This is a genomic window from Brachybacterium avium (assembly GCF_002216795.1).
GTDB classification, from domain to species: Bacteria; Actinomycetota; Actinomycetes; order Actinomycetales; family Dermabacteraceae; genus Brachybacterium; species Brachybacterium avium.
This window is the reverse complement of the sequence record NZ_CP022316.1, coordinates 970804-991716: the sequence shown is the minus strand read 5'-3', so window position 1 is coordinate 991716 and position 20913 is coordinate 970804. Positions and strand designations below refer to the sequence as shown.

The 20913-nt window shown below is 70.9% G+C and carries 21 protein-coding genes; 12 read left to right on the top strand and 9 right to left on the bottom strand.

The genetic code is table 11. The annotated features are described in order from the left end of the window. Positions 1-68 precede the first annotated feature (68 nt). The 5 genes from CFK39_RS04540 to ccsB are packed head-to-tail and all read left to right on the top strand — an operon-like array spanning position 69 to position 4975. A complete protein-coding gene (locus CFK39_RS04540) occupies positions 69-716 on the top strand; it encodes a histidine phosphatase family protein (RefSeq protein ID WP_089064461.1) in 648 nt (215 codons plus the stop codon). Beyond that, positions 713-1357 (top strand): TlpA family protein disulfide reductase, encoded by a 645-nt coding sequence (locus tag CFK39_RS04535; RefSeq protein WP_089064460.1) that lies wholly within the window; start codon positions 713-715, stop codon positions 1355-1357. The genes CFK39_RS04540 and CFK39_RS04535 overlap by 4 nt, the downstream gene beginning before the upstream one ends. After that, on the top strand, positions 1354-2142 hold the full coding sequence (locus CFK39_RS04530; RefSeq protein WP_089064459.1) for a cytochrome c biogenesis CcdA family protein: 789 nt from the start codon (positions 1354-1356) through the stop codon (positions 2140-2142). The genes CFK39_RS04535 and CFK39_RS04530 overlap by 4 nt, the downstream gene beginning before the upstream one ends. Next, positions 2142-3893 carry a cytochrome c biogenesis protein ResB gene (gene resB / locus CFK39_RS04525; RefSeq protein ID WP_089064458.1) on the top strand — a complete coding sequence of 584 codons (1752 nt, stop codon included), beginning with the start codon at positions 2142-2144 and terminating at the stop codon, positions 3891-3893. Before CFK39_RS04530 ends, resB begins: the two co-directional genes overlap by 1 nt. Continuing rightward, positions 3890-4975, top strand: coding sequence for a c-type cytochrome biogenesis protein CcsB (gene ccsB, locus CFK39_RS04520; RefSeq protein WP_089064457.1), 1086 nt, complete (start codon positions 3890-3892; stop codon positions 4973-4975). Before resB ends, ccsB begins: the two co-directional genes overlap by 4 nt. A gap of 247 nt (positions 4976-5222) precedes the next feature. Here ccsB and CFK39_RS16140 read toward each other — a convergent pair whose 3' ends face one another. Next, positions 5223-5468 (bottom strand): NUDIX hydrolase, encoded by a 246-nt coding sequence (locus CFK39_RS16140; RefSeq protein ID WP_157697060.1) that lies wholly within the window; start codon positions 5466-5468, stop codon positions 5223-5225. Between the two features lie 142 nt (positions 5469-5610). On the opposite strand from CFK39_RS16140, the gene CFK39_RS16135 reads away from it, so the two are divergent. Beyond that, a complete protein-coding gene (locus CFK39_RS16135; RefSeq protein WP_157697059.1) occupies positions 5611-6063 on the top strand; it encodes a hypothetical protein in 453 nt (150 codons plus the stop codon). A 1247-nt stretch (positions 6064-7310) separates the two neighbouring features. Further along, positions 7311-8117 (top strand): hypothetical protein, encoded by an 807-nt coding sequence (locus CFK39_RS04510; RefSeq protein ID WP_157697058.1) that lies wholly within the window; start codon positions 7311-7313, stop codon positions 8115-8117. Positions 8118-8617: 500 nt separating this feature from the next. Here CFK39_RS04510 and CFK39_RS04505 read toward each other — a convergent pair whose 3' ends face one another. Then, positions 8618-8938: a PLD nuclease N-terminal domain-containing protein gene (locus CFK39_RS04505; protein WP_089064454.1), complete on the bottom strand. Its 321-nt coding sequence runs from the start codon at positions 8936-8938 to the stop codon at positions 8618-8620. 84 nt (positions 8939-9022) lie between these two features. Between CFK39_RS04505 and CFK39_RS04500 the strand changes: the two genes are divergently transcribed. Then, positions 9023-9409, top strand: a complete 387-nt coding sequence (locus CFK39_RS04500; protein ID WP_089064453.1) for a DUF4229 domain-containing protein — start codon at positions 9023-9025, stop codon at positions 9407-9409. On the opposite strand, the gene CFK39_RS04495 is transcribed toward CFK39_RS04500, so the two are convergent. The 4 genes from CFK39_RS04495 to CFK39_RS04480 form a co-directional block, all read right to left on the bottom strand. Continuing rightward, on the bottom strand, positions 9390-10286 hold the full coding sequence (locus CFK39_RS04495; protein WP_089064452.1) for a 1,4-dihydroxy-2-naphthoate polyprenyltransferase: 897 nt from the start codon (positions 10284-10286) through the stop codon (positions 9390-9392). The genes CFK39_RS04500 and CFK39_RS04495 overlap by 20 nt on opposite strands. A 100-nt stretch (positions 10287-10386) precedes the next feature. Next, positions 10387-11700, bottom strand: coding sequence for an AMP-binding protein (locus CFK39_RS04490; RefSeq protein ID WP_089064451.1), 1314 nt, complete (start codon positions 11698-11700; stop codon positions 10387-10389). Between the two features lies 1 nt (position 11701). After that, a complete protein-coding gene (locus CFK39_RS04485; protein ID WP_089064450.1) occupies positions 11702-12697 on the bottom strand; it encodes a 1,4-dihydroxy-2-naphthoyl-CoA synthase in 996 nt (331 codons plus the stop codon). Then, positions 12694-13260 (bottom strand): GNAT family N-acetyltransferase, encoded by a 567-nt coding sequence (locus CFK39_RS04480; protein ID WP_089064449.1) that lies wholly within the window; start codon positions 13258-13260, stop codon positions 12694-12696. The genes CFK39_RS04485 and CFK39_RS04480 overlap by 4 nt, the downstream gene beginning before the upstream one ends. 54 nt (positions 13261-13314) lie before the next feature. On the opposite strand from CFK39_RS04480, the gene CFK39_RS04475 reads away from it, so the two are divergent. From CFK39_RS04475 to CFK39_RS04465, 3 genes are all read left to right on the top strand, one after another. Further along, positions 13315-14292, top strand: a complete 978-nt coding sequence (locus tag CFK39_RS04475; protein ID WP_089064448.1) for an o-succinylbenzoate synthase — start codon at positions 13315-13317, stop codon at positions 14290-14292. Between the two features lie 82 nt (positions 14293-14374). Then, entirely contained in the window at positions 14375-16060 is a 1686-nt protein-coding gene (gene menD / locus CFK39_RS04470; RefSeq protein WP_157697222.1) for a 2-succinyl-5-enolpyruvyl-6-hydroxy-3-cyclohexene-1-carboxylic-acid synthase, read from the top strand. A 23-nt stretch (positions 16061-16083) separates the two neighbouring features. Then, positions 16084-17406 carry a S1C family serine protease gene (locus tag CFK39_RS04465; protein ID WP_245822915.1) on the top strand — a complete coding sequence of 441 codons (1323 nt, stop codon included), beginning with the start codon at positions 16084-16086 and terminating at the stop codon, positions 17404-17406. Positions 17407-17409: 3 nt separating this feature from the next. Here CFK39_RS04465 and CFK39_RS16695 read toward each other — a convergent pair whose 3' ends face one another. Continuing rightward, positions 17410-18240 carry an isochorismate synthase gene (locus CFK39_RS16695; protein ID WP_245822914.1) on the bottom strand — a complete coding sequence of 277 codons (831 nt, stop codon included), beginning with the start codon at positions 18238-18240 and terminating at the stop codon, positions 17410-17412. Further along, positions 18183-18707 carry a hypothetical protein gene (locus tag CFK39_RS16690; RefSeq protein ID WP_245822913.1) on the bottom strand — a complete coding sequence of 175 codons (525 nt, stop codon included), beginning with the start codon at positions 18705-18707 and terminating at the stop codon, positions 18183-18185. The genes CFK39_RS16695 and CFK39_RS16690 overlap by 58 nt, the downstream gene beginning before the upstream one ends. A 172-nt stretch (positions 18708-18879) precedes the next feature. Here CFK39_RS16690 and CFK39_RS04455 point away from each other — a divergent pair, with 172 nt between their 5' ends. After that, positions 18880-20493, top strand: coding sequence for a cell division protein PerM (locus tag CFK39_RS04455; RefSeq protein WP_245822912.1), 1614 nt, complete (start codon positions 18880-18882; stop codon positions 20491-20493). Here CFK39_RS04455 and CFK39_RS04450 read toward each other — a convergent pair. Further along, positions 20471-20887 carry a hypothetical protein gene (locus CFK39_RS04450; protein WP_245822911.1) on the bottom strand — a complete coding sequence of 139 codons (417 nt, stop codon included), beginning with the start codon at positions 20885-20887 and terminating at the stop codon, positions 20471-20473. The two genes, CFK39_RS04455 and CFK39_RS04450, sit on opposite strands and share 23 nt — an antisense overlap. Positions 20888-20913 lie beyond the last annotated feature (26 nt).

Below are 20913 nucleotides of genomic sequence, written 5' to 3'. Positions count from 1 at the left end.
TTGGATTGGTACCGTGAGGCGGCTCGCGTCCGAGCCCGCAGCGTCAGAGCAGGAGAGAGATCCGCATCATGGCCACCACCACGGTCCACCTCGTCCGTCACGGCGAGGTGCACAACCCCGAGCGGATCCTGTACGGGCGCCTGCCCGGGTACCGGCTCAGCGACCGTGGCGAGCAGATGGCCTCCCTGGTCGGAGCGCACCTCGCCGATTCCGACATCGCCCTGGTCCGCTCCTCGCCGATGCTGCGCGCCCAGCAGACCTCCGCCCCGATCGCGGGTCCGCACGGGCTCGAGATCGACACCGACCAGCGGCTGATCGAATCGGGCAACCATTTCGAGGGGCAGCGGATGGGGCACGGCCAGGCGAAGCTGAGCGACCCGCGCAACTGGCGCTGGTTCCTGAATCCGTTCCGCCCCTCGTGGGGTGAGCCCTACCGCGAGCAGGTCGCCCGGGTGGTCTCCGCCGTCCACGACGCGCGCGCCGCGGTCGAGGGCCGCGAAGCGGTGCTGGTGCTCCATCAGCTGCCGATCTGGCTCACCCGGCTCAGCGCCGAGGGCAGGCCGCTCGTCCACGATCCCCGGCGCCGACAGTGCGGGCTGTGCTCGGTCACCAGCCTGCGGTTCGTCGGCCCCCACCTGGCGGGCGTGGACTATGCAGAGCCGGCCGCCGCGCTCTACGCCGGGGCGGTCGACGCCACCGGAGGCAAGCTGTCATGACCGCACCACGGGAAGCGGCCGCCCGGCCCCTGCCCTCCGCGCTGTCACCGCGCGGCGCGCGCACCACCCGGCGTGGACTGCTGGGCGGAGCCGGCGCCGTGGCGGGCACCCTGCTGCTGGCTGCCTGCGGGGCCGACACCAGCAACCGCTACAGCTCCGGGGACTCCGGCTATGTCTCCGGTGACGGTGTCGCCGTCGAGATCGCGCCCGCGGACCGCGGCGAGCCGCTCGAGATCGTCGGCACCACCTATGACCAGGAGGAGTTCTCCTCGGCTCAGCATCACGGCGAGGTGCTGGTGCTCAACGTCTGGTACGCCTCCTGCCCGCCCTGCCGCAAGGAGGCTCCGAACCTCCAGGCGATCTACGAGGAGTATCAGGACCAGGGGGTGTCCTTCATCGGGGTCAACGTGCGCGACTCCGCCGGACCCGCCCGCGCCTTCGAGGAGACCTTCGGGATCAGCTACCCCTCGATGCCGGATACCGACGCCGAGATCATGTACGCCCTGCGGGGGCAGGTCGCTCCCAATGCGGTGCCCTCCACCCTGGTCATCGACCGGGAGGGCCGGGTGGCGGCGCGGATCTCCGGCGCTGCCGACCCCTCCACGCTGCGCGCGATGATCGACGCGGTGGTCGCCGAATGAACCTGGACGAGATCGGAGCCGCCTTCCAGGCCACGGCGCTGTCCGGCTCCCTGCTGCCGGCGCTCGCCGTCGCCGCGGCCGCCGGCCTGGTGGCCTTCCTCTCGCCCTGCGTGCTGCCCGTGGTGCCCGGGTACCTCGGATACGTCTCCGGGCTCGCCGGCCAGAGCGCCACCGCCGGCCCGGCGAAGCGCTCCCGCCCGGCCACCGGGCGCATGCTCGCCGGCAGTGCACTGTTCGTCGCCGGTTTCGCGGTGGTGTTCATGATCCTCGGCGGCTTCGCCGGGATGCTGGGCTACCTGCTCCAGGAGCATGCGCTGTGGATCAACCGCATCGCCGGCGGGGTGGTGATCCTCATGGGCCTGGTGTTCATGGGGGTGTTCCCCCGCCTGTCGGTCACCCGCCCGGCCTCCTCGAAGCGGCCCGATGCGGGGCTGCTCGGCGCCCCGCTGCTGGGACTGGTGTTCGGGCTGAGCTGGACCCCGTGCATCGGCCCCACCTATGCGGCGATCATCGCGCTGTCGCTGGACGGCGGCGGCGGGGCACTGCGCGGCGGCATCCTCTCGCTCGCGTACTCGCTGGGCCTGGGCATCCCCTTCGTGCTGTTCGCGCTGCTGTTCGAGCGAGCGCTGGGGCTGAGCAAGAAGCTCTCCACGCACCGCCGCACCATCGGGCTGCTCTCCGGGGCGCTGCTGATCGCGATCGGCGTGCTGCTGATGACCGGGGTGTGGTCGTCATGGATGAGCCAGCTGCAGGGCATGATCGCAACGTTCGAGCCGGTGGTGTGATGACCAAGGACCCTACGAGCACGCCCACGGACGCCGGCGCTGCGGCCGAGAGCAGCTCCTGGAGCAGCAAGCCGGAGATCGACCGGAAGCGCCCGCCCAGCGCCCCCGCGCTCGGGCTGCGGGGCACCCTGCTGTTCCTGTGGCGGCAGCTGACCAGCATGCAGACCGCGCTGATCCTGCTGATGCTGCTGGCGATCGCGGCCGTCCCCGGCTCGCTGTACCCGCAGCGCAGCGTGAACCCGACGCTCACCGAGGAGTTCCTCGAGCAGAACGGTCGCTGGGGCGAGATCCTGGACCGTCTGGGATTCTTCAACGTCTTCTCCTCGACCTGGTTCTCCGCGATCTACCTGCTGCTGTTCATCTCGCTGATCGGCTGCATCGTGCCGCGCGTGGGAGTGCATCTGAAGCAGCTGAGGGCGAAGCCGCCGCGCACCCCCTCCCGGCTCACCCGCTTCACCGGGTACACCCGCATCGAGCTGGACCGCGCGGAGACCCACGGCACCGAGGGCACCGACGCGCCGGCTGTCGCGGACGATCTCATCGAGCGGGCGCGCCGCTCGCTGCGCCGCTCCCGCTACCGCACGGAGATCCGCGAGGAGAAGGGGTCGCGCTCGGTCAGCGCCGAGCGTGGACTGCTGCGCGAGACCGGCAACCTCACGTTCCACATCGCCCTGGTGGGGGTGCTGATCTGCATCGCCGGGGGGCAGCTGACCAGCTACCGCGGGCAGATCACGGTCATCGAGGGAGACGGCTTCGCGAACTCGCTGACCCAGTACGACTCCTTCGAATCCGGGGCCTGGTTCGACGAGACCGAGATGCCCGACTTCCGCTTCACCCTCGAGGATTTCCGCGCCACCTACGTCCAGCCCGGGGAGGGCGGGAACGTGGGGGAGCCGCGCTCCTTCGAGGCCGATGTCCAGGTGGTCACCCCCGGCCAGGAGCAGCTGTCCAAGACCCTGCAGGTCAACAAGCCGCTGCACGTCGAGGGCACCTCGATGTACCTGCTGGGCAACGGCTACGCCCCCGCCGTCACCGTGACCGACCCCGAGGGGACCGTCGTCGCCGAGGGGCCCGTGATCACGGTGCCGCTGGGGGACACCGGCTACACCTCGCAGCTGGTCATCAAGGCACCGGACGCCCGCCCCGAGCAGACCGCGGTGGTCGGCTTCTTCCTGCCCACCGGCACCATCGACGAGCAGGGCCCCCGCTCGCTGTTCCCCGACTCCCTGGACCCCCAGCTCGCGCTCACCGTCCATCAGGGTGACCTGGGGATGGACTCCGGCATCCCACAGAACGCCTACGAGGTCGATCTCACCACCCTCACCCCGGTCACGGGGGAGGACGGCACTCCGGTGCTGATCCGCCTCTATCCCGGGCAGGAGTTCGCGCTCCCGGACGGCACCACCGTCAGCTTCGACGGGCTGCGTCGCTACGCCGCCTTCGATGTCGCACACAATCCGTTCGAGCGCTGGATCCTGCTCAGCGCGCTGGTCGCCGTCGGGGGGCTCATCCTCTCGCTCTTCGTGCCGCGACGACGGGTCTGGGTGCGGGTGCGCGAGACCTCCGAGGGCACCGTGCTCGAGGTCGCCGGTCTCGCCCGCAGCGATGACCCGGCGCTCGAGGGCGACGTCCATGCCCTGGCCTCCTCGCTCACAGAGGCGCAGGATGGGACCGCAGATGCCACGCACGACCACCACCAAGAACGGTCCGCACGGGCCGCGGAACCCCCCTTCGAAGGAAGTGCACAGTGATCAATGAGCAGCTGGCGGAGATCTCGAACCTCGCCCTCGTGGTGACGATCGTCCTCTACGTGCTCGCCCTGATCGGTTTCGGCGCCGATCTCGCCTCCTCCTCGCAGCGCCGCAGCGATGCACGCCTGGCCGCACAGGAGCGACAGCGCGAGGAGCGTGCGCTCCAGAGCGCGAGCGTCGGCGCCGACGGTGGGGCGGCCGGCGCGAGCGGTGCCCCGCTCCCCGCCGATGGTGGCGGCCTGCTCGGCGGTGCGGGGGCCGACGCCCCGGCGCGGCCGACCACCGGCGGCATGAGCGCGCAGCGCTTCGCCTTCCTCCTGACCGGAGCGGCGACAGCGCTGCACGTGCTGGGTGTGCTGACCCGCGCCCTGGCCACCCAGCGGGTGCCCTGGGCGAACATGTACGAGTTCGCGACCACCAGCACCGCCGTGGTGATGCTCGCCTTCCTGGTGTTCAGCATCCGGCGCGTGGAGCTGCGGGCGCTGGGCACCTTCGTGGTCGGCCCCGTGCTGCTGGTGCTGCTGCTCGCGCAGACCTTCTGGATCGTGCCGGCGGCGAACCTCACTCCGAGCCTGCAGAACTCGCACTGGATCTACATCCATATCGGCGTGGCGATCATCGCCACCTCCCTGTCGATCCTGGGCGCGGTGGTCGCCGGCATGCAGCTGCTGCAGTCCCGCCACGAACGCGTGCTGACGGCGGCGACGGCGGCCGGTCACGAGCATCCCGAGCACTGGGGCCGCTTCGGTCACGTGCTGGACCGCCTGCCGTCCTCGACGGTGCTGGAGGGGCTGAGCTTCCGCATCCACTCGGTGGCGTTCGTGTGCTGGACCTTCACCCTGATCTTCGGCGCGATCTGGGCTCGTGAGGCCTGGGGCCGCTTCTGGGGCTGGGATCCCAAGGAGGTGTGGACCTTCATCATCTGGGTGATCTACGCGGCCTACCTCCACGCCCGTGCGACGGGCGGCTTCCGCGCCAACCGTGCCGCCGGGCTCGCCCTGGCCGGCTTCGTGGCAGTGGTCTTCAACTACACCATCGTCAACACCGTGATCAACGGACTGCACTCCTACTCGGGTCTCTGAGCTTCTGAAGACCTCTCGGGCATGTCTCCGTAGCGGGTGGTCGACCTACTTCATCATGGCTCGGAGGGCGGCTCCAGCGCGGTCGGTCAGGCCCCCGAATCGGCCATCCGCGCGGCGTGACGCGAACATGGGGACACCCCCGTCCGTCGTGGCCTCGCTGAGCGCGGCCCATACGGAGGATATGCATTGATGAACAGTAATCTGAGCATCGTGCGCTAGATGCAGCCGGAGTGCTTCGCCGCCGTGGTCAGTCGAAGCGCGCCCGGCCAGGACTCTGCCAATGCTGATGCAGCCTCCGGAGCTGCTCGGACAGCACACGAGATACCGAGAGTTCGGGCAGGTCGTCGACCGGGAACCTGATGACTTCGCTGGTCTCATCGCTGACGAAGTCAGGATCGACATCGCACACCTGATCGCATACGAAGAAGAGTTCGTAGATGCGTCGGTCGTAGGCTGGCCGGTGCGACCATGAATCTTCGAGACGAAGGATCACAGCGTCACTTTCAGGTCTTCAGTAACACAGGAGGTGCGAGCCTTAGCTTGCCACGCTGCATCCCCGAACCGCTTGACACAACAGGAACGTTGACCCATGTTGCCCTGACGCTATTGGCAACGAAGCACGTAGGAGTCCTGCGATGCGCCACGCTTTGACAATCCGATTCACGACAGTTTTGGCCGCATTTTCCATGCTCGTATTCGGCATGGTTGCACTCGAGGTCTCCCCCGCCCATGCCGGACCGATAACTTGCCTGCCGACCAGCGTGCCCGCCGAGCAGTCGAGTGTCAGCAATTCGGACACCAACGACATTCAACTCAATGAACACGCTGGTTCTGAATACGAAACAATGTGTGGCGGTGGCATCCCCAGTCGGCTCCTGACGGGAAGTGGCGGAGTGAAACATTCGCCTTCTCAATTAAGACAAAAACAGGTTACCGCGAGAACCGCGGACAGTATTGGTCAATCGATAAGGATGCTGCCGGGCATGGCGAACGCGCTTGGAAGCTCAAAAATACAAAAGGGACTCGCGTTGCGTCCCTGTGCTCCGATGGAAGGATTGCGAAAATTGACTGAGAGGCCGATGCCGTGAATTTTCAAACCCTGACGTCATGGGAGCCATGGCCGACTACTGACGGCGACGCGGGACTGTTACGACCTGGCGCAGCGGTGATTGGCTTGTACAGTGACAATAATTTGACCGGCGTGTTGCGTCGCTGGGTCGGCAATGGATCCCAGTGGTTGACGAGTTGGCCGGTAGGGCAGTTTGATCGAGAGCCGCCCGCACCATCGGCGTTCTTCGGTGCCGAAAGCAGCTCACTTTCAGCAGAGGTTTGGTTTGAGGTGCAGGGCTTCGATGCCGAGGATCATATTGTTTCGAAAGCTGAATTGCGCCCTCATCAACCCCCGACCTGGCTTCAGGAACCGCCTGCAGGCTCTCAGGGGTCCGTAGTGAAGGCGCTCGCAGACGTGCTCGTTAGTGCATTTACCCCGTGCGCTCCCATTGAGTTTCAGCGGGACGAGGTTATGGCGCTACCGGGACCGCATGTTCCAGAACTTCATGAAGACCTCGCGCTACGTTCGTGGCATGTCTTCCATTATGGGCGGAGCCTTCGTGCGCTGGAGCTACCGCCGTTGCGTGATCTGGAGGACGATTCAATTCGTGCTCGCCGCGCCTGGCTGGTTGACTCGACGGAGCCTTTGGCTGACCCTGGACTTGCTCTCTGGAGGCGTGGCGAAGTCCGCTTCTGGCGTAGCGGAAGGCATCCTCTGTTGGACCAGCCGCTTGCTCCTGGCGACTATTCACCTCTGGAGTCCTTGCTCGCTGAGCACCTCCTCGGCGAGGCGGTTGACCACGCGCCGAGGGTCCGTGGCAGAGAGGTCGTTTGAAACTCTCGCCGTCAATCGCCGCAAGGTGGTGCGGGGTCTGCGTCTGGGGGTGACTGGCGACGACCTGATGCGGGGTCTCGCGGACGTCACACCAGCCTCGGGCAACCTCCGGCGGTCATCAACCGCGGGTCCACAGACGATAGGAACTTGGCCGTTCGGCGCGAACACGCCTCTTCGGACATCGAGCTTTGGAGTGGCGTAGCCAGCTACAGAGGGGACTACGCGCTCGTAAGCGGGCATTCGTTACTGAGGAAACGTGCTGCAGGAGCTCTCACGCGATCGCGCCGATGTGGTGGAACCGCTCGATGTCGAATTGGAGGCGTCAGTAGGCGAGACCGGACTCGGACATGGCGGTCATCTCCATCGCAGTGCGGCAGATCTCGTCGATCGGGTTCCGGTTGGGTCACTGACCCAGCGGGCAATGGTTATGTCGTGGTGGCGGGTCCGAAGATGAAGCACGGCACCGGCATGCAGGCCACACCAGATCAAGACGGTCGTGGGGAAGGCAGTGGCGTCTTCGCGCTGGGATACCTCGACCACGGCACGGCACCGCACGACTCAGGCTACGCGTACGTGCTGTTGGTCCACGGGGGTGAGCAGCGCACCGCCGAGCTGGCGCAGCAGGTGCAGGACCACCACGGGCCCATCGTGATCGACCAGCGGAATCGGGTCGCCCACGTGGTGACCGATTCAGCATCACGGGTTACGGCGCACACCATCTTCGAGCCCGACACCGAGCTGGTGAAGGGCTCGATCGTGCGCTTGGCCAGCCGCCAGGCCCTGGTGCTCAGCCGTACCGTTGCGAAGGGTAGGGCGACCGCATTCTCCGTGACGGACCCGGACCTGCACCTGTACAGGGGCAGGGATGAGGAACAGTACGACGGAGACACCTACGTCGGCGACGAGAGCCCGTATACCCGGTGGTGGCAGCATAACGAGAGCATTCCGATGGAGACCGAGGTAGTTCTCCGCGGCCGCTGGCGTCTGGAGGACGCGGACGATGGCGACCAACCTGCCGTGAACAGGGTCGGCGGAGACACGGTCGTGACGATCACCAGTCACCATGGTGCCAGTGTCGAGTTCACGCTCGTGCGAGGCGGCGGTGAACACGATGACGATGAGGGCGATCGGGACGAGGGCGATCGGGACGAGGATGATCGGGACGAGGATGATCGGGACGAGGATGATCGGGACGAGGATGATCGGGACGAGGGCGACGAGAACCGCGACGACGAGCGGGGCGACGACGAGGAGTAGGGCTTTTCTCGATAGCGGATGGTTGAGCCACTTGATGATGGCTCGGAGAGCGGCTCCGGCGCGGTAGGTCAGGCCGAGGTCGCTGTAGCGGGTTGCCAGACCGCGCCGTTGCTTGATGTCGCTATTTCTGCGGTCGATGCATCGCGGCCGCGTTGCGCCTCGGTGTCGAGGGCGACGGGGCGGTCTCTGGATGAGCCGCGGTTCCGACGGTGTTTCTGCTGGTCGGGAGGTGGAGGATCACGGCCCTGATGGCTCCATGCCGCAGAGCCCGCCGGATGGCGTGGGAGGAGGAAGCCGTGTCGCCGCGAAGCATGTCGGGTCTCGTTCGCGGTAGATGACTTCCTCGACCACTTGCCGGCGAACGCGTCTGGGCTCTCCTGATCAGGGACGCTGAGCAGGGAGCAAGAGCTCACTCGTTTCCCTTGGGCGTCGGACAGCACGCGTCGTCAGCCCATCTGTCCAGACGTGCAGGCCGCGCCCGCACGAGCCCGGGGAGACCGTCAGATCCCGTCGCCCTCGCCCGGTTCCTGCTCGCGGCGCTTCCGCCGTTCGCGGCGGATGTCGTCGTCGAGCTGACGCAGGAAGTCGGGATCCTCATCGGGGGCGAGCGGGCCTGTGCGGCGCGTCTGCTCGCCGCCGAGCGTGCGCTCCCGGCCCACGAACAGCCAGGTGATCGGACCCACCCACGGGATCAGCACGATCAGCACGATCCAGGCCCACTTGGGCAGCCCTCGGGTCTTGTCGTCCTCCGTCTGCACGCAGTCAGCGAGCGCGAAGACGGTCAGGGCGATGGAGAGAACTGCGATGATGCCGCGTGCCATGGCTGAAGTGTAGGCAACTCGTCTGATCGCGGGGTGGGTGGGGCGGTGGCGCGACCGGCCGGTCGGGAGAACTATCCTGGAGGCATGCGTCCGTTCCTGTTCTACGCCGTCGTCCGCCTGGGTCTGTGGGTCCTGCTCTGGTGGGTGCTGACCCTGTTCGGTCTCGGCGTGGTGCTGGCCGGCCTGCTCGCCGCCCTCATCTCGATGCTGGTGTCGATCCTTTTCCTGGATCGGCTGCGCGACGCGGCCGCGCTGCGCTGGAAGGCCGCCGACGAGCGCCGTGCGCAGCGGCGCGGCCCCGACGTCGACGAGGACGCCGAGTACGAGGATTCACTGCTGGACGACGCCGAGCGGGAGGACGGGCCGACGGACGGGACGGAGCCCCCGGACCCCGCCGGTCCGGAGAGCCTGCCGGAGCTCGGCGACGGGGACGGGCTCAGTCAGGACGAGCTCAGAGGAGAAGACCGCTGAGCAGCAGCAGGGAGTAGACCAGCTCCAGCCGCCCGGTCGCACCGAGGACCGGGATGAGGTCGCGCCCTGCGGCGCCGCGCAGCACGGCCCGGACCGGGGAGATTGCCAGCGGCAGCGCCAGCAGCACCAGCACGAGCGGCCAGTGCACCACCATCACCGGCACCACCAGTGCGAAGGGCACCAGCAACACGGCCGAGAACAGCCTCCGGGTGCCGCGCTCGCCGAGCCGCACCGCGAGGGTCCGCTTGCCCGCGAGCCGGTCGGTGGGGATGTCGCGGAGGTTGTTGGTGAGCATCAGCGCGACGGCCAGCAGGCCGATCGCGATCGAGGCCAGCAGCGCCACCCAGGTGGGTGCGCCGGTGATGGCGTAGGCGGTGCCGCCCACGGCCACCAGCCCGAAGAAGATGAAGACGAACAGCTCCCCGAGCCCCAGGTAGCCGTAGGGCTTCCTCCCACCGGTGTAGAACCAGGCCGCGGCGATCGCGGCCGCACCGATCACCAGCGCCCACCAGATCTGGGCCACGGCGACCAGCACCAGGCCGCACAGCCCGCCGAGGGCGAGGGCGAGGAACGCGGCGCGCTTGACGGTCGCGGGCCGCGCCGCACCGGATCCGGTGAGGCGGAAGGGGCCCACCCGGTCGTCGTCAGTGCCGCGGATGCCGTCGGAGTAGTCGTTGGCGTAGTTCACGCCGATCTGGAGGGAGACGGAGACCCCGAGGGCCAGCAGGGCACGCGGGATCACCAGTGCCCAGTCCACCTCCCCGTGCAGGCTCTCCAGCTGCCAGGCCGCTGCGCCGGTGCCGGCGGCGACGGGGGCCAGGGCGGCGGGAAGAGTGCGGGGTCGGGCGCCCTGCACCCACTGCGACAGGCTGGCCATCGTGCTCCTCGAGGATCCGGCGGAAGTCAGGGGCCGCCGCTCGACGGCCCTGATGAGGATACGCCGCGGTCAGAACCCGGATGCGGGCCCGGGCAGCGAATCACATCCGGTGCTTCGCGGCGAGACGGCGAGCACCGGCGCGATCCACTTTCCCGGTGGCCAGCAGCGGGAGCTGCTCGAGGACATGCACCCGCTTGGGAACCATGTGGGAGGGCACCTCGGAGGTGCGCAGCGCGGCACGCACCAGGGCGGTCGCCTCATCCGGATCGACGCCGTCCTCGAGGGTGACCAGCGCTTCGACCCGCTGTCCCCACTCGGGATCCTCCACCCCCACCACGAGGGACGAGCGCACCATGCCGCGCAGCATCAGCGAGCGGTCGATCGCGCGCTCCACGTCCTGGGGGAGGACTTTGCGGCCACCGGTGTTGATGACGTCGTCGGCCCGGCCCAGCACCGTCAGCGCCCCGTCGGGGCCGAGCTCGGCCAGATCCGAGGTGAGGAAGCTGCGGGGGGACTCGGCCGTGAAGGGGGTGGAGTCCGTGCCGCCGTCGGCGGTGAGGTAGCCGAGCGCCAGAGTGGGGGAGCTGATCCGCAGGCTCCCCGCCCCGGCGGCATCGGGCTCCGCCAGGTCCAGCCCCACCCCGGACAGCGGAGCACGATCGTAGACGCAGCCGCCGGCGGTCTCCGAGGAGCCGTAGGTGGTGCGCACCGCGACCCGCTGGGCGCGGGCCCGGGCGAGCACGTCAGAGCTGGTCGCGCCGCCACCGACGAGCACCGCGGCGAAACGCTTCAGCACGCCGCGGGCGCGGGCGTCGCCGCCGGTGGCCCCGGTGACGATGCGGGTGAGCTGTGTGGGCACCAGGGAGATGAATGCGGGCAGCCCGGCCCGCTCCGCCTGCTCGAGGGCCGGAACGGCGAGCTCGAGGAAGGCGGCGGCATCGAAGTGGCCGCGCAGATCAGGCAGCGGCTCCGGCAGCGCGGGATGCTCGCGGACGAGCACCTGCGCGGTGCGGTGGGCCCGAGCGAGCACCTGCACCCCGGCGATATGGGTGGGCGGCAGCAGCGGCAGCCAGAAGCCGTGGCCGCCGGTGCCCGGCGCGGTGCCGTCGGTCGCGAAGAGCCGCGCGGTGGCGTCCTGCGAAGCGAGCAGTGCCCGCCGGGTCAGAGCCACCGCCTTCGCGGTGCCGGTCGAGCCGGAGGTGGGCACCACCAGCGCCGTGTCCTCGAAGCCGATGGGCAGCCGTGCGGGAGGGTCGAAGGGGCCCAGCCACAGCCGTGCCCGACCGGCCATCATCTCGCCGATCGCCGCGGAGTGGGCGGCCAGCGAGGCGGCGGAGGCGTCGTAGGCGGGCGGGATGAGCCAGGGCAGCTCTCCTGCAGGGGCCCCGGCCGGCGGCGCGGCATCGGCGCTCATCTCAGCCCTGCGGGTGCGGGAAGGCGGACCAGTCCGGGTCGCGCTTCTCGAGGAAGGCGTCCCGGCCCTCGGCGGCCTCGTCGGTCATGTACGCCAGGCGCGTCGCCTCCCCGGCGAAGACCTGCTGGCCCATCAGGCCGTCGTCGGCGAGGTTGAAGGCGAACTTCAGCATCCGGATCGCCTGCGGGGACTTGGTGGCGATCCGCGCCGCCATCGCCAGCGCCGCGTCCTCGAGCTGGGCGTGGTCGACGACCCGGTTGACCGCGCCCCAGTCGTAGGCGTCCTGGGCGGAGTACTCCTCGGCGAGGAAGAAGATCTCCCGGGCCCGCTTCTGTCCCACCTGCTTGGCGAGGTAAGCGGAGCCGTAGCCGCCGTCGAAGGAGCCGACGTCCGCATCGGTCTGCATGAAGCGGGCGTGCTGGCGGGAGGCGATCGAGAGGTCGGCGACCACGTGCAGGGAGTGCCCGCCGCCGGCGGCCCAGCCGCTGACCATGGCGATCACGACCTTGCCCATGGTGCGCATCAGGCGCTGCACCTCGAGGATGTGCAGCCGACCCGAGGAGCCGGTGCGCACCTGCGCCGTCTCACCGTAGTCCTCGGCGTCGGCGTACTCGTAGCCGGCACGGCCCCGGATCCGCTGATCGCCGCCGGAGCAGAAGGAATGCCCCCCGTCCTTGGGGGAGGGGCCGTTGCCGGTGAGCAGGATGACGCCCACCCCGGTGTCCAGCCGTGCGTGATCCAGCGCCCGGTACAGCTCATCGACGGTGCCGGGGCGGAAGGCGTTGCGCACCTCAGGGCGGTCGAAAGCGATCCGCACCGTGGGCAGGTCCCGCTCCGTGCGCTCGCCGTCGGCGGATTCGATCCGCTCCACGGCCCGGTGGTAGGTGATGTCGCTCAGCGCGGGCCCGCCGTGCTCTGCGGCGGGCACCTCGCGCCAGCGGTGCGGATCGAAGGTGTCGGAGACCCGACGGGGCAGCGGAACGGGTGCGGTCGTCATGCCTGCCAGGGTAGTCCGGGGGTGGCCGGCGACGGGTCGGTGATGAGCCGGCCGTAGGTGAGCACGTCCACGCGCTCGCCGGCCAGGAGGAACTTCCCGCGCTCGATGCCCTCGTGCACGAAGCCCGCGGCCCGGGCGACGGCACCGGAGGCCGGGTTGTTCGCACGGTGCCCGAGCTCGAGCCGCTCCAGTCCCCAGCCGCCGTCGGCCGATGGCAGGAGTGCCCGGTCGGCGACCGAGGCGGCGGCCCGCGCGGCGAGTCCCTGCCCGCGGTGCGCAGCATGCAGCCAGTAGAAGAACCAGCCGCTGCGATTCTCGGCGTCGATGCTGAGCGCCACCAGACCGCAGAGCGAGTCCGCCGCGTCGACCACCGCGATCGCCCGCCGGCCCTCCGCCAGCAGCCAGTCGAGCTGCTCCCGCGCCTGCTCGAGCGTGGCCACCGTGCCCTGCCGCGCCATATCGGGTGCGGAGCGGTAGGCGTCGAGCACGGCCGGCGCATCAGCGGGGCACGCGGAGCGCAGACGATGGCCGTCGGTGGAGGGGCACGGATCCGATGAGGTCACACCCCCATCCTGTCCGCTTCGCGTCGGCGCCGCGAACTCAATACGCTCGGGGCCATGCACATCCCCTCCGTCCTGCGCGAGCGCGGCATCGACCGCGTCGCCGCGTTCTCGATCCCCATGACCACCCGCTTCCGCCGGATCACCGAGCGTGACGGCCTGCTGCTGCACGGCCCCGCCGGCTGGGCCGAGTTCTCACCCTTCTGGGACTACGGCACGGCGGAATCGGCGGCCTGGCTGCGGGCCGCGCTCGCCGACGCCACCGCCGCACGCCCCGCACCGCTGCGCGAAGAGGTCGAGGTCAACGTCACCATCCCCGTGGTGCCGCCGGTGCTCGCCCACCGCCTCGCCGCCGTCGGCGGTGCCCGGACTGCGAAGGTCAAGGTCGCGGACCCCGGGGTGAGCCTCGCCGAGGACGCCGCCCGGCTGGAGGCGGTGCGCGACGCGATGGGCCCCGCCGCTCGCCTGCGCATCGATGCGAACGCCGCCTGGACCCGTGAGGAGGCGCTCGCGGCCCTGCCGGTGCTGGACCGGGCGGCCGGGGGGCTCGAATACGCCGAACAGCCCTGTGCGGAGCTCGAGGACCTCGCGGCGGTGCGTCGTGCACTGGAGATCCCGATCGCCGCCGACGAATCGGTGCGTCGCGCCGAGGACCCGTTGCGGGTGGCGCGGGCCGAAGCTGCGGATCTGCTGGTGATGAAGGTGCAGCCCCTCGGTGGGGTGCAGCGCTGCCTGGACCTCGCCGAGCAGGCCGGGCTGCCGGTGGTGGTCTCCTCCGCGCTCGAATCCGGCGTGGGCCTCAGTGCCGGGATCGCGCTCGCCGCCGCCCTGCCGGAGCTGCCGTACGCCTGCGGGCTCGGCACCGCGACCCTGCTGACCGGCGATCTCGTGGAACCGCCCCTGTACGCGAGCGGCGGGATGCTGCCCGTCGGCCGGCGGGACCCGGCTCCGGAGCTGCTGGAGCGCCACGCCGCCGGCGTCGAGCTCACCGCCCGCTGGGAAGAGCGGCTCGCCGCCTGCGCCGCGCAGTCCTGAGCCGCGCCCGGCGCGCACGGAGGCGGCGCCCGCACTACGCTGGCGGGGTGCCTCAGCGAACCGCCCCGATCAGCCCGTCGGCCTGGATCGATGCCCGCGTCCCACCGGCTCCGGGGCAGTCGATCAGTCCATCGCGCTGTGGAGAGCCCTGGCGGAGCTCGGGCTGCGGGAGGCGGTCCTGGCCCCCGGCTCCCGCTCCGCGCCGCTGATCTACGCCCTGGCCTCCGAGGAGATGGGGGAGCGGATCCGCGCCCATGTGCGCATCGACGAACGGGCTGCGGCGTTCACCGCGCTCGGGCTGAGCCGTCACGATCCCACCCGGCCCGCCGCCGTACTGACCACCTCCGGCACCGCCACCGCACACCTGCACGCGGCGGTGATGGAGGCCCACCACTCGCGGATCCCGCTGCTGGTGCTCACCGCGGATCGCCCCGCGGAGCTGCGCGATGTGGGGGCGAACCAGACCACCCGCCAGGCCGGCATGTTCCGTTCGCTGGTGCGCCTGGCAGCGGACCTGCCCGCCCCCTCCGGCGCGCAGGCCACGCCCCTCGAGCTGCGCACCGCGGTCTCCACCGCGGCCCGGGCACTGGCGGCGGCGACCGGAGGGCATCCCGGTCCGGTCCATCTGAACCTCTCCTTCCGCGACCCGCTGGTGCCGCGTTCGGGCCCGTCGCCCGCCGCCGAGACTCGGCAGCGCATCGTGCTCACCCGCCGTCTCGGCCCCACGCCACCGACCCCGCATCCGGTGCCCGTGGACGGACGCACCGTCGTCGTCGCCGGTGATGGTGCCGGGCCGGCCGCCGCCGAGCTCGCCGCCCGTCACGGACTGCCGCTGCTGGCAGAGCCCAGCTCCGGGGCCCGCCGGGGCGAGACCCTGATCGAGGGCTATCCCGCCCTGCTGCGCGAGGTGATGGGGGATCCGCGCCATGCCCTGCGCCCGCGGCGGGCGATCGTGTTCGGCCACCCCACTCTGTCGCGTCCGGTCGTCGGGGCGCTGCTCGGGTCCGAGGATGTCGACGTGGTGGTGGTCGACCCGCAGCTCGACTGGGCCGATGCGGCCCGTCGTGCCCGGCTCGTGGTCCCCGCCGCCGTCGGCGAGGAGCAGGGACCCGTCGCGACTGCGCAGCGGCAGCAGCATCTCCAGGCGTGGGGGGAGGCCGCCCGCACCGCCACGGCCGCGCTGCCGACCAGCTGGCAGCAGCGGGCTGCGGTCGCCGTCTGGGACGCCTCCGGCCCCGAGGACGTGCTGGTGCTCGGCTCCTCCAGCCTGGTGCGCGACCTCGAGCAGCACGCCGGTGCCACCTCGGCCCGGGTGATCGCCAACCGGGGGCTGGCGGGGATCGACGGCACCACCGCGATGGCGGGCGGTATCGCCCTGGGTCACCGGGCGCCGGCTCGCGGGACGGCGGCCGGGCTCGATGCCGGCCGGGTCCGGCTGCTGATCGGAGATCTCACCGCGCTCCACGATCTGACCGGGCTGCTGATCGGTCCTCACGAGCCGCGGCCCGCGCTGGACGTGATCGTGGTCGATGACGGCGGGGGCCGCATCTTCTCCGGACTCGAGCATGCCGAAGCGCCCCCGGCCCTGCTCCGGCGCTTCTTCACCACCCCGCACGGGGCCGATATCGCGGCCGCCGCCGCCGCGCTGGGAGCCGAGACCCTCCGTGTCACGCCGGAGGCATTGCCCGGTGCTCTCGCCGCGCCCTCGGCGGGGCTGCGAGTCCTCGTCGTCCAGCAGATACCCAGCACGGACTCGACGAATTCTTGAACAGGGATGCTGAGATGGATCCCATGACGGACGAACGCACACCACAGGAGAACCCGCTGGGCACCCCGGGCCACGGCGAATCCGACGCCGGCGGCTCGGGCTACGACGGCTGGGGCTATGACGGCTGGGACTACGCCAGCTCGGGCTATGGCGGATCGGGACCCGCCGTCCCGGAGGCGGAGACCACGTCTGCACCGCTGTCGCCGACCGCGCCCCCTGTCGCTCCGGCACCTGCCCGCCGCGGCCCGGGCTGGGGCGGGGTCGGGGCGCTGGTCGTGCTCGGCATGGTGCTCTCCAGCGGTGCGACCCTCGGCGGAGTGGTCGTCTACGACCAGTTCCTGGACCCCACCCCGGAAGTCTCCTCCCAGCCCGGCACCACCGTCGATGCCCGGCCTGCGGCCGCCATCACCGGAGAGGCCCCGAACTGGGCCGCGGTCGCCGAGCAGGTCTCCCCGAGCACCGTCGCGATCAAGGTCGCCACCGACGCCGGCACCAGCCAGGGCACCGGGGTGATCCTCGACGAGCAGGGCTCCATCCTCACCAACAACCACGTCGTGGCGGGGGCGCGGAAGCTCGAGGTCACCACCAGCGACGGTCTGGGCTATTCCGCCTCCGTCGTCGGCGCCGACCCCACCACCGACCTCGCCGTGATCCGCCTGGACTCGCCACCGGACGGCCTCCAGCCCGCCACCTTCGCAGACTCCTCGACCGTCGAGGTGGGCCAGCCGGTGATGGCGCTGGGCACACCGCTGGGGCTCGAGAACACGGTCACCACCGGCATCATCTCCGCCCTGGACCGGCCGGTCACCGCCGCCGGTGAGGAGGGCGACGGCTCGACGGCCACGTACACCTCTGCCCTCCAGACCGACGCCGCCATCAACCCCGGCAACTCCGGCGGCCCGCTGGTGGATGCGGCCGGTCAGGTGATCGGCATCAACAGCGCGATCGCCGCGATCCCGAACGCCTCGGGCCAGGCGGGGAGCATCGGGCTGGGCTTCGCGATCCCGGCGAGCACCGCCACGATGATCGCCGCGCAGCTTCAGGAGGACGGCACCGCCGACCATGCCTTCGTCGGGGTGACCAGCACGGACGGGACCGCCTCGGGCGATCAGGTCACCTACAGCGGCGCCGAGGTCGTCAGCATCGAGCCCGGCAGCCCGGCCGCCGACTCCGCGCTGCGCAAGGGCGACCTGATCATCGCCGTCGACAGCACTCCTGTCGGCGGTGCCGCCGCCCTGACCGGGGTGGTGCGAGGGCTGCAGATCGACTCGACCCACTCGCTGGAGGTGGTGCGCGAGGGCAGCGTGCAGAGCATCGAGATCACCCTCGGGGTGCGGCCCTCCTGAGCCTCAGGCCCCGTGCTCGCCGCGCAGGGCCCGCAGCATGGGGCGGCACTTGGCCAGCGTCTCCGCATGTTCCGAGACCGGGTCCGAGGCCGCCACCAGCCCGCCCCCGGCCTGCAGCACGACTGTCCGCTCATCGACCAGGTGCGCCATCCGCAGCGCGATCGCCCACTGCCCGTCCCCGGCGGTGTCCATCCACCCCACCGGGGAGGCATAGCCGCCGCGGTCGTGCGGCTCCAGGCGGGCGATGATCTCGTCGGCCTGCCGGCGCGGCGTCCCGGAGACGGCGGCCGAGGGATGCAGGCGGGAGGCGACATCGAGGCTGGTGGTGCCGTGGCGCAGGCGCGCCGAGACATCCGAGGCCAGATGCTCCAGACCGGGTAGACGCAGCACGAACGGTTCAGGGGAGACCTCGATCTCCTCGGCGAGGCCCTCGAGCCTCTCGAGCACGGAATCGACGGCGAAGGCATGCTCGGCCAGCTCCTTGGAATCGCTGCGGAAGGCCCGCCGATCCACCTCCTCCAGCTCCCCGTCGTCAGCCACCGGTCGGGAACCCGCCAGCACTCGGGAGAAGACCCGACCGCCCTCGGTCTGGGCGAGCATCTCCGGGCTCGCACCCACCACGTCCTCCAGGTGATACACCCAGGTGCTGGGGTAGGCGCGGGCCAGACGGGTCAGCATCACCGCCGAGGTGAGCGGGTCGGGGGTGCGCACCGTGGTCCGCTCCGAGAGCACGACCTTCTCGGCCAGGCCTGAACGGATCTGCGAGACCGCCTCCTTCACCAGCGCCTGATACTCGTCCGGGGTGTGAGCGGGCTCGACCTCGAGCGGTTCCACGGCGTCCTCGGGGGCGGGGAGAAGGGGAACAGCTCCTGCCAGCTGGTGGGCGACACCGGCTCCTCGTCGACCCCGACCAGCGTGAGGAAGGACTGCCCGTCATGCACGCCCAGCAGAGCGCGCGGCACCATCAGCGTCGAGGGGCGCCGTGAATCGTCGGCGTAGGAGAAGCTGCCCAGCGCGATCAGCCCGCTGGTGCGCACTTGCACCTCGTCGTCGACGTGGGCGTGAGCCGCGAGGTCACGGAACGCGGCCCCGGTGGCCGCGAAGCGGTGCGGTCCGTCGGCCTGCACCGACCAGGCCTCGCCGAGCGCGAGCATGCCCTGCCCGTGGCGCAGCCATGCACCGCTGACCTCGGTGGGAACATGCGCGAGCAGGTCCACGGGCTCCTCGATGCGCTGAGTGCGCACGTGCAGGATCACCGGTGGTTCGTCGGCGGCGTCGGAGGGCAGGAAGGAGGCAGACATCGGTGCCATTATGCGGCACCCGACGGGGCGAGGACCGTGACCCGTGTCCCGGCCGCAGATGCGCGGCAGTGCCGCGCGGAGGTGCGACCATGGACCGGCGACCCCTCCGCCGGGACGCGCGACCGTTCCGGTCCCGTGCCCCACCGAGACTCTTCCCCCTAGGAGCAAGCGCGTGAGCAGCACCGTCGACAGCATCGCGACGCCCCTCGTCCGGGGCGTGCTCGGGGCGCTGTCCTCCCTCGGCATCGCCCTGGCCGTGGTGGTCGTGCCCGCGCTGGCCGCACAGGTCGCCGGCACCGGCTCGAGCGCGACGGCGCTGGATGCGATCCTCATCGGGCTGAGCGTCCTGGTGCTCGGCCACGGCGGCGGCATCATGGTGAGCACCGGCGTGATCGACGGTCCCGTGACCCTGACCCCCTTCGGCCTGCTGATCCTGCTGGTGCTGCTGTCCGCGCTCTCGATGCGACGGGTGGGCCGTGCGCTGCGACCCGTGCGGGACGACGGCGTGCTGCGCACCGGCGCGCTGCGCGACTCGGGCTCCGCCCTGGGGATGTACGCGCTGGTCTACGCGATCGGACTGGCGGTGCTCGCCGGGATCGGGCGCAGCGTGGACACCTCGCCCATGATCACCTCGGCAGTGGTCTCCGGGCTGATGGTCGCGGTGATCGGCGGTCTCATCGGCATGCTGTGGTCGCTGCGGCGGGAACCGACAGAGGCCGTGCCGGGGGTGCGGGTGCTCGAGCTGCTCCCCGCTCCCTACGGGGATATCGCGCGGGCCGTGCTGATGGCCGTGGTCGGCCTGTTCGGGCTCGGCATGGCGCTCGTGGTGGTGATGCTGGTGCTCTCCGTGCCCGCGCAGTCCGCCCTGTTCGAGGAGCTCGGTCCGGGCCTGGTCGGCGGGCTCGTGCTCACCCTGATCCAGCTGGCCCTGCTGCCGCTGGTGGCGGTGTGGGCGCTGACCGTGCTGCTCGGGGGCACCGTCGGAGTGGGGACCTCCACCGGCATCTCGCTGGACGGGGCCGAGACCGGGGTGCTCCCGGCCCTGCCGATGCTGGGCGCCCTCCCCGCCCCGGGGGACTTCCCGGCCGCGGCCTGGCTGCTGATGCTCCTGCCCGCGATCCCCGTGGCCTTCGGCGCGGTGCGGCTGGTGCGGGATGTCGCCCATCTCGAGCTGCGCGAGCGGATCACCGCCTGGTCGGTCTATCCCCTCGCCGTGATCGTCGCCGGCCTGCTGCTGGCCGGGCTGTCCACCGGCGGGATCGGCGATGGCCGCCTGGTGCATCTGGGACCGCAGATGAGCACGCTGGCGCTCCCGCTGATCGGCGTCGTCGTGGTGAGCACCGCCCTGGTGCTCGGGGTGCTCGTGACCCCGCTGATCCCGTGGACCCGCGGCACCCTGGGCTCGCTGCGGGCACGGGTCGAGGCGGCCGAGCGCAGCGAGCGGGACGGCGCGGAGGAGCGCAGCGAGAGCGGCGAGGACGGCCTGCGCGATGCGGACGCCGAGCGCAGCGCACTGTGGGAACGCTTCGCGCGGCGCAACTCCCCGGTGCAGCCGGTGACCCCCGCGGCGACCGAACTCGCAGCGACCGAGTCCGCGGAGGGGGAGGGGCCCGTCGGCGAGCCCGGCGGCGACGACCTCGAGACCGATGCCTGGGCCCTGCCCGTCTCGCCGTCGGAGCCCGGGACGGTGCGCGCCGCGGACGATCCGGACGAGGAGGCGTCGGCCGCGGAGGGCGAACCGGGGTCCCGGTGGACGTCCTGGCTCAGCCGCCGAACAGACCGCTGACCCAGTCGGCCATCGAGCCCTGCGCCGCCGTATCGCACTCCGCCCGCGCCTGCTCGGTGATGGCCGTGGAGCGGCACTGCTCGAGTTCGGCCACCGGGCCGTAGAACGCGGCGCTGAGGACTGCGCTGCCGATGATCAGCAGCATGGCCGGCACACCCAGCAGAGCCCCGAACGCCGCCATCCCGACGCGACGCTCCCGCACCGCCCGCACGATCAGCAGGACCAGCAGCACCAGGGCGAGGAGCCCGGTGAGCCCGGAGAGCAGCGAATAGGGCAGCGGCGCGAGCATCAGCAGCCAGGAGGCCAGCAGGGCCAGGATCAGGGCGCTCGTCAGGCGTCGGGACCGGGTGACGGCCCGGTCCGAGGACGGGCCGGAGGGGGAGTCGCTGTTCATCAGGACCATTGTGCCCGCTCGGCCGG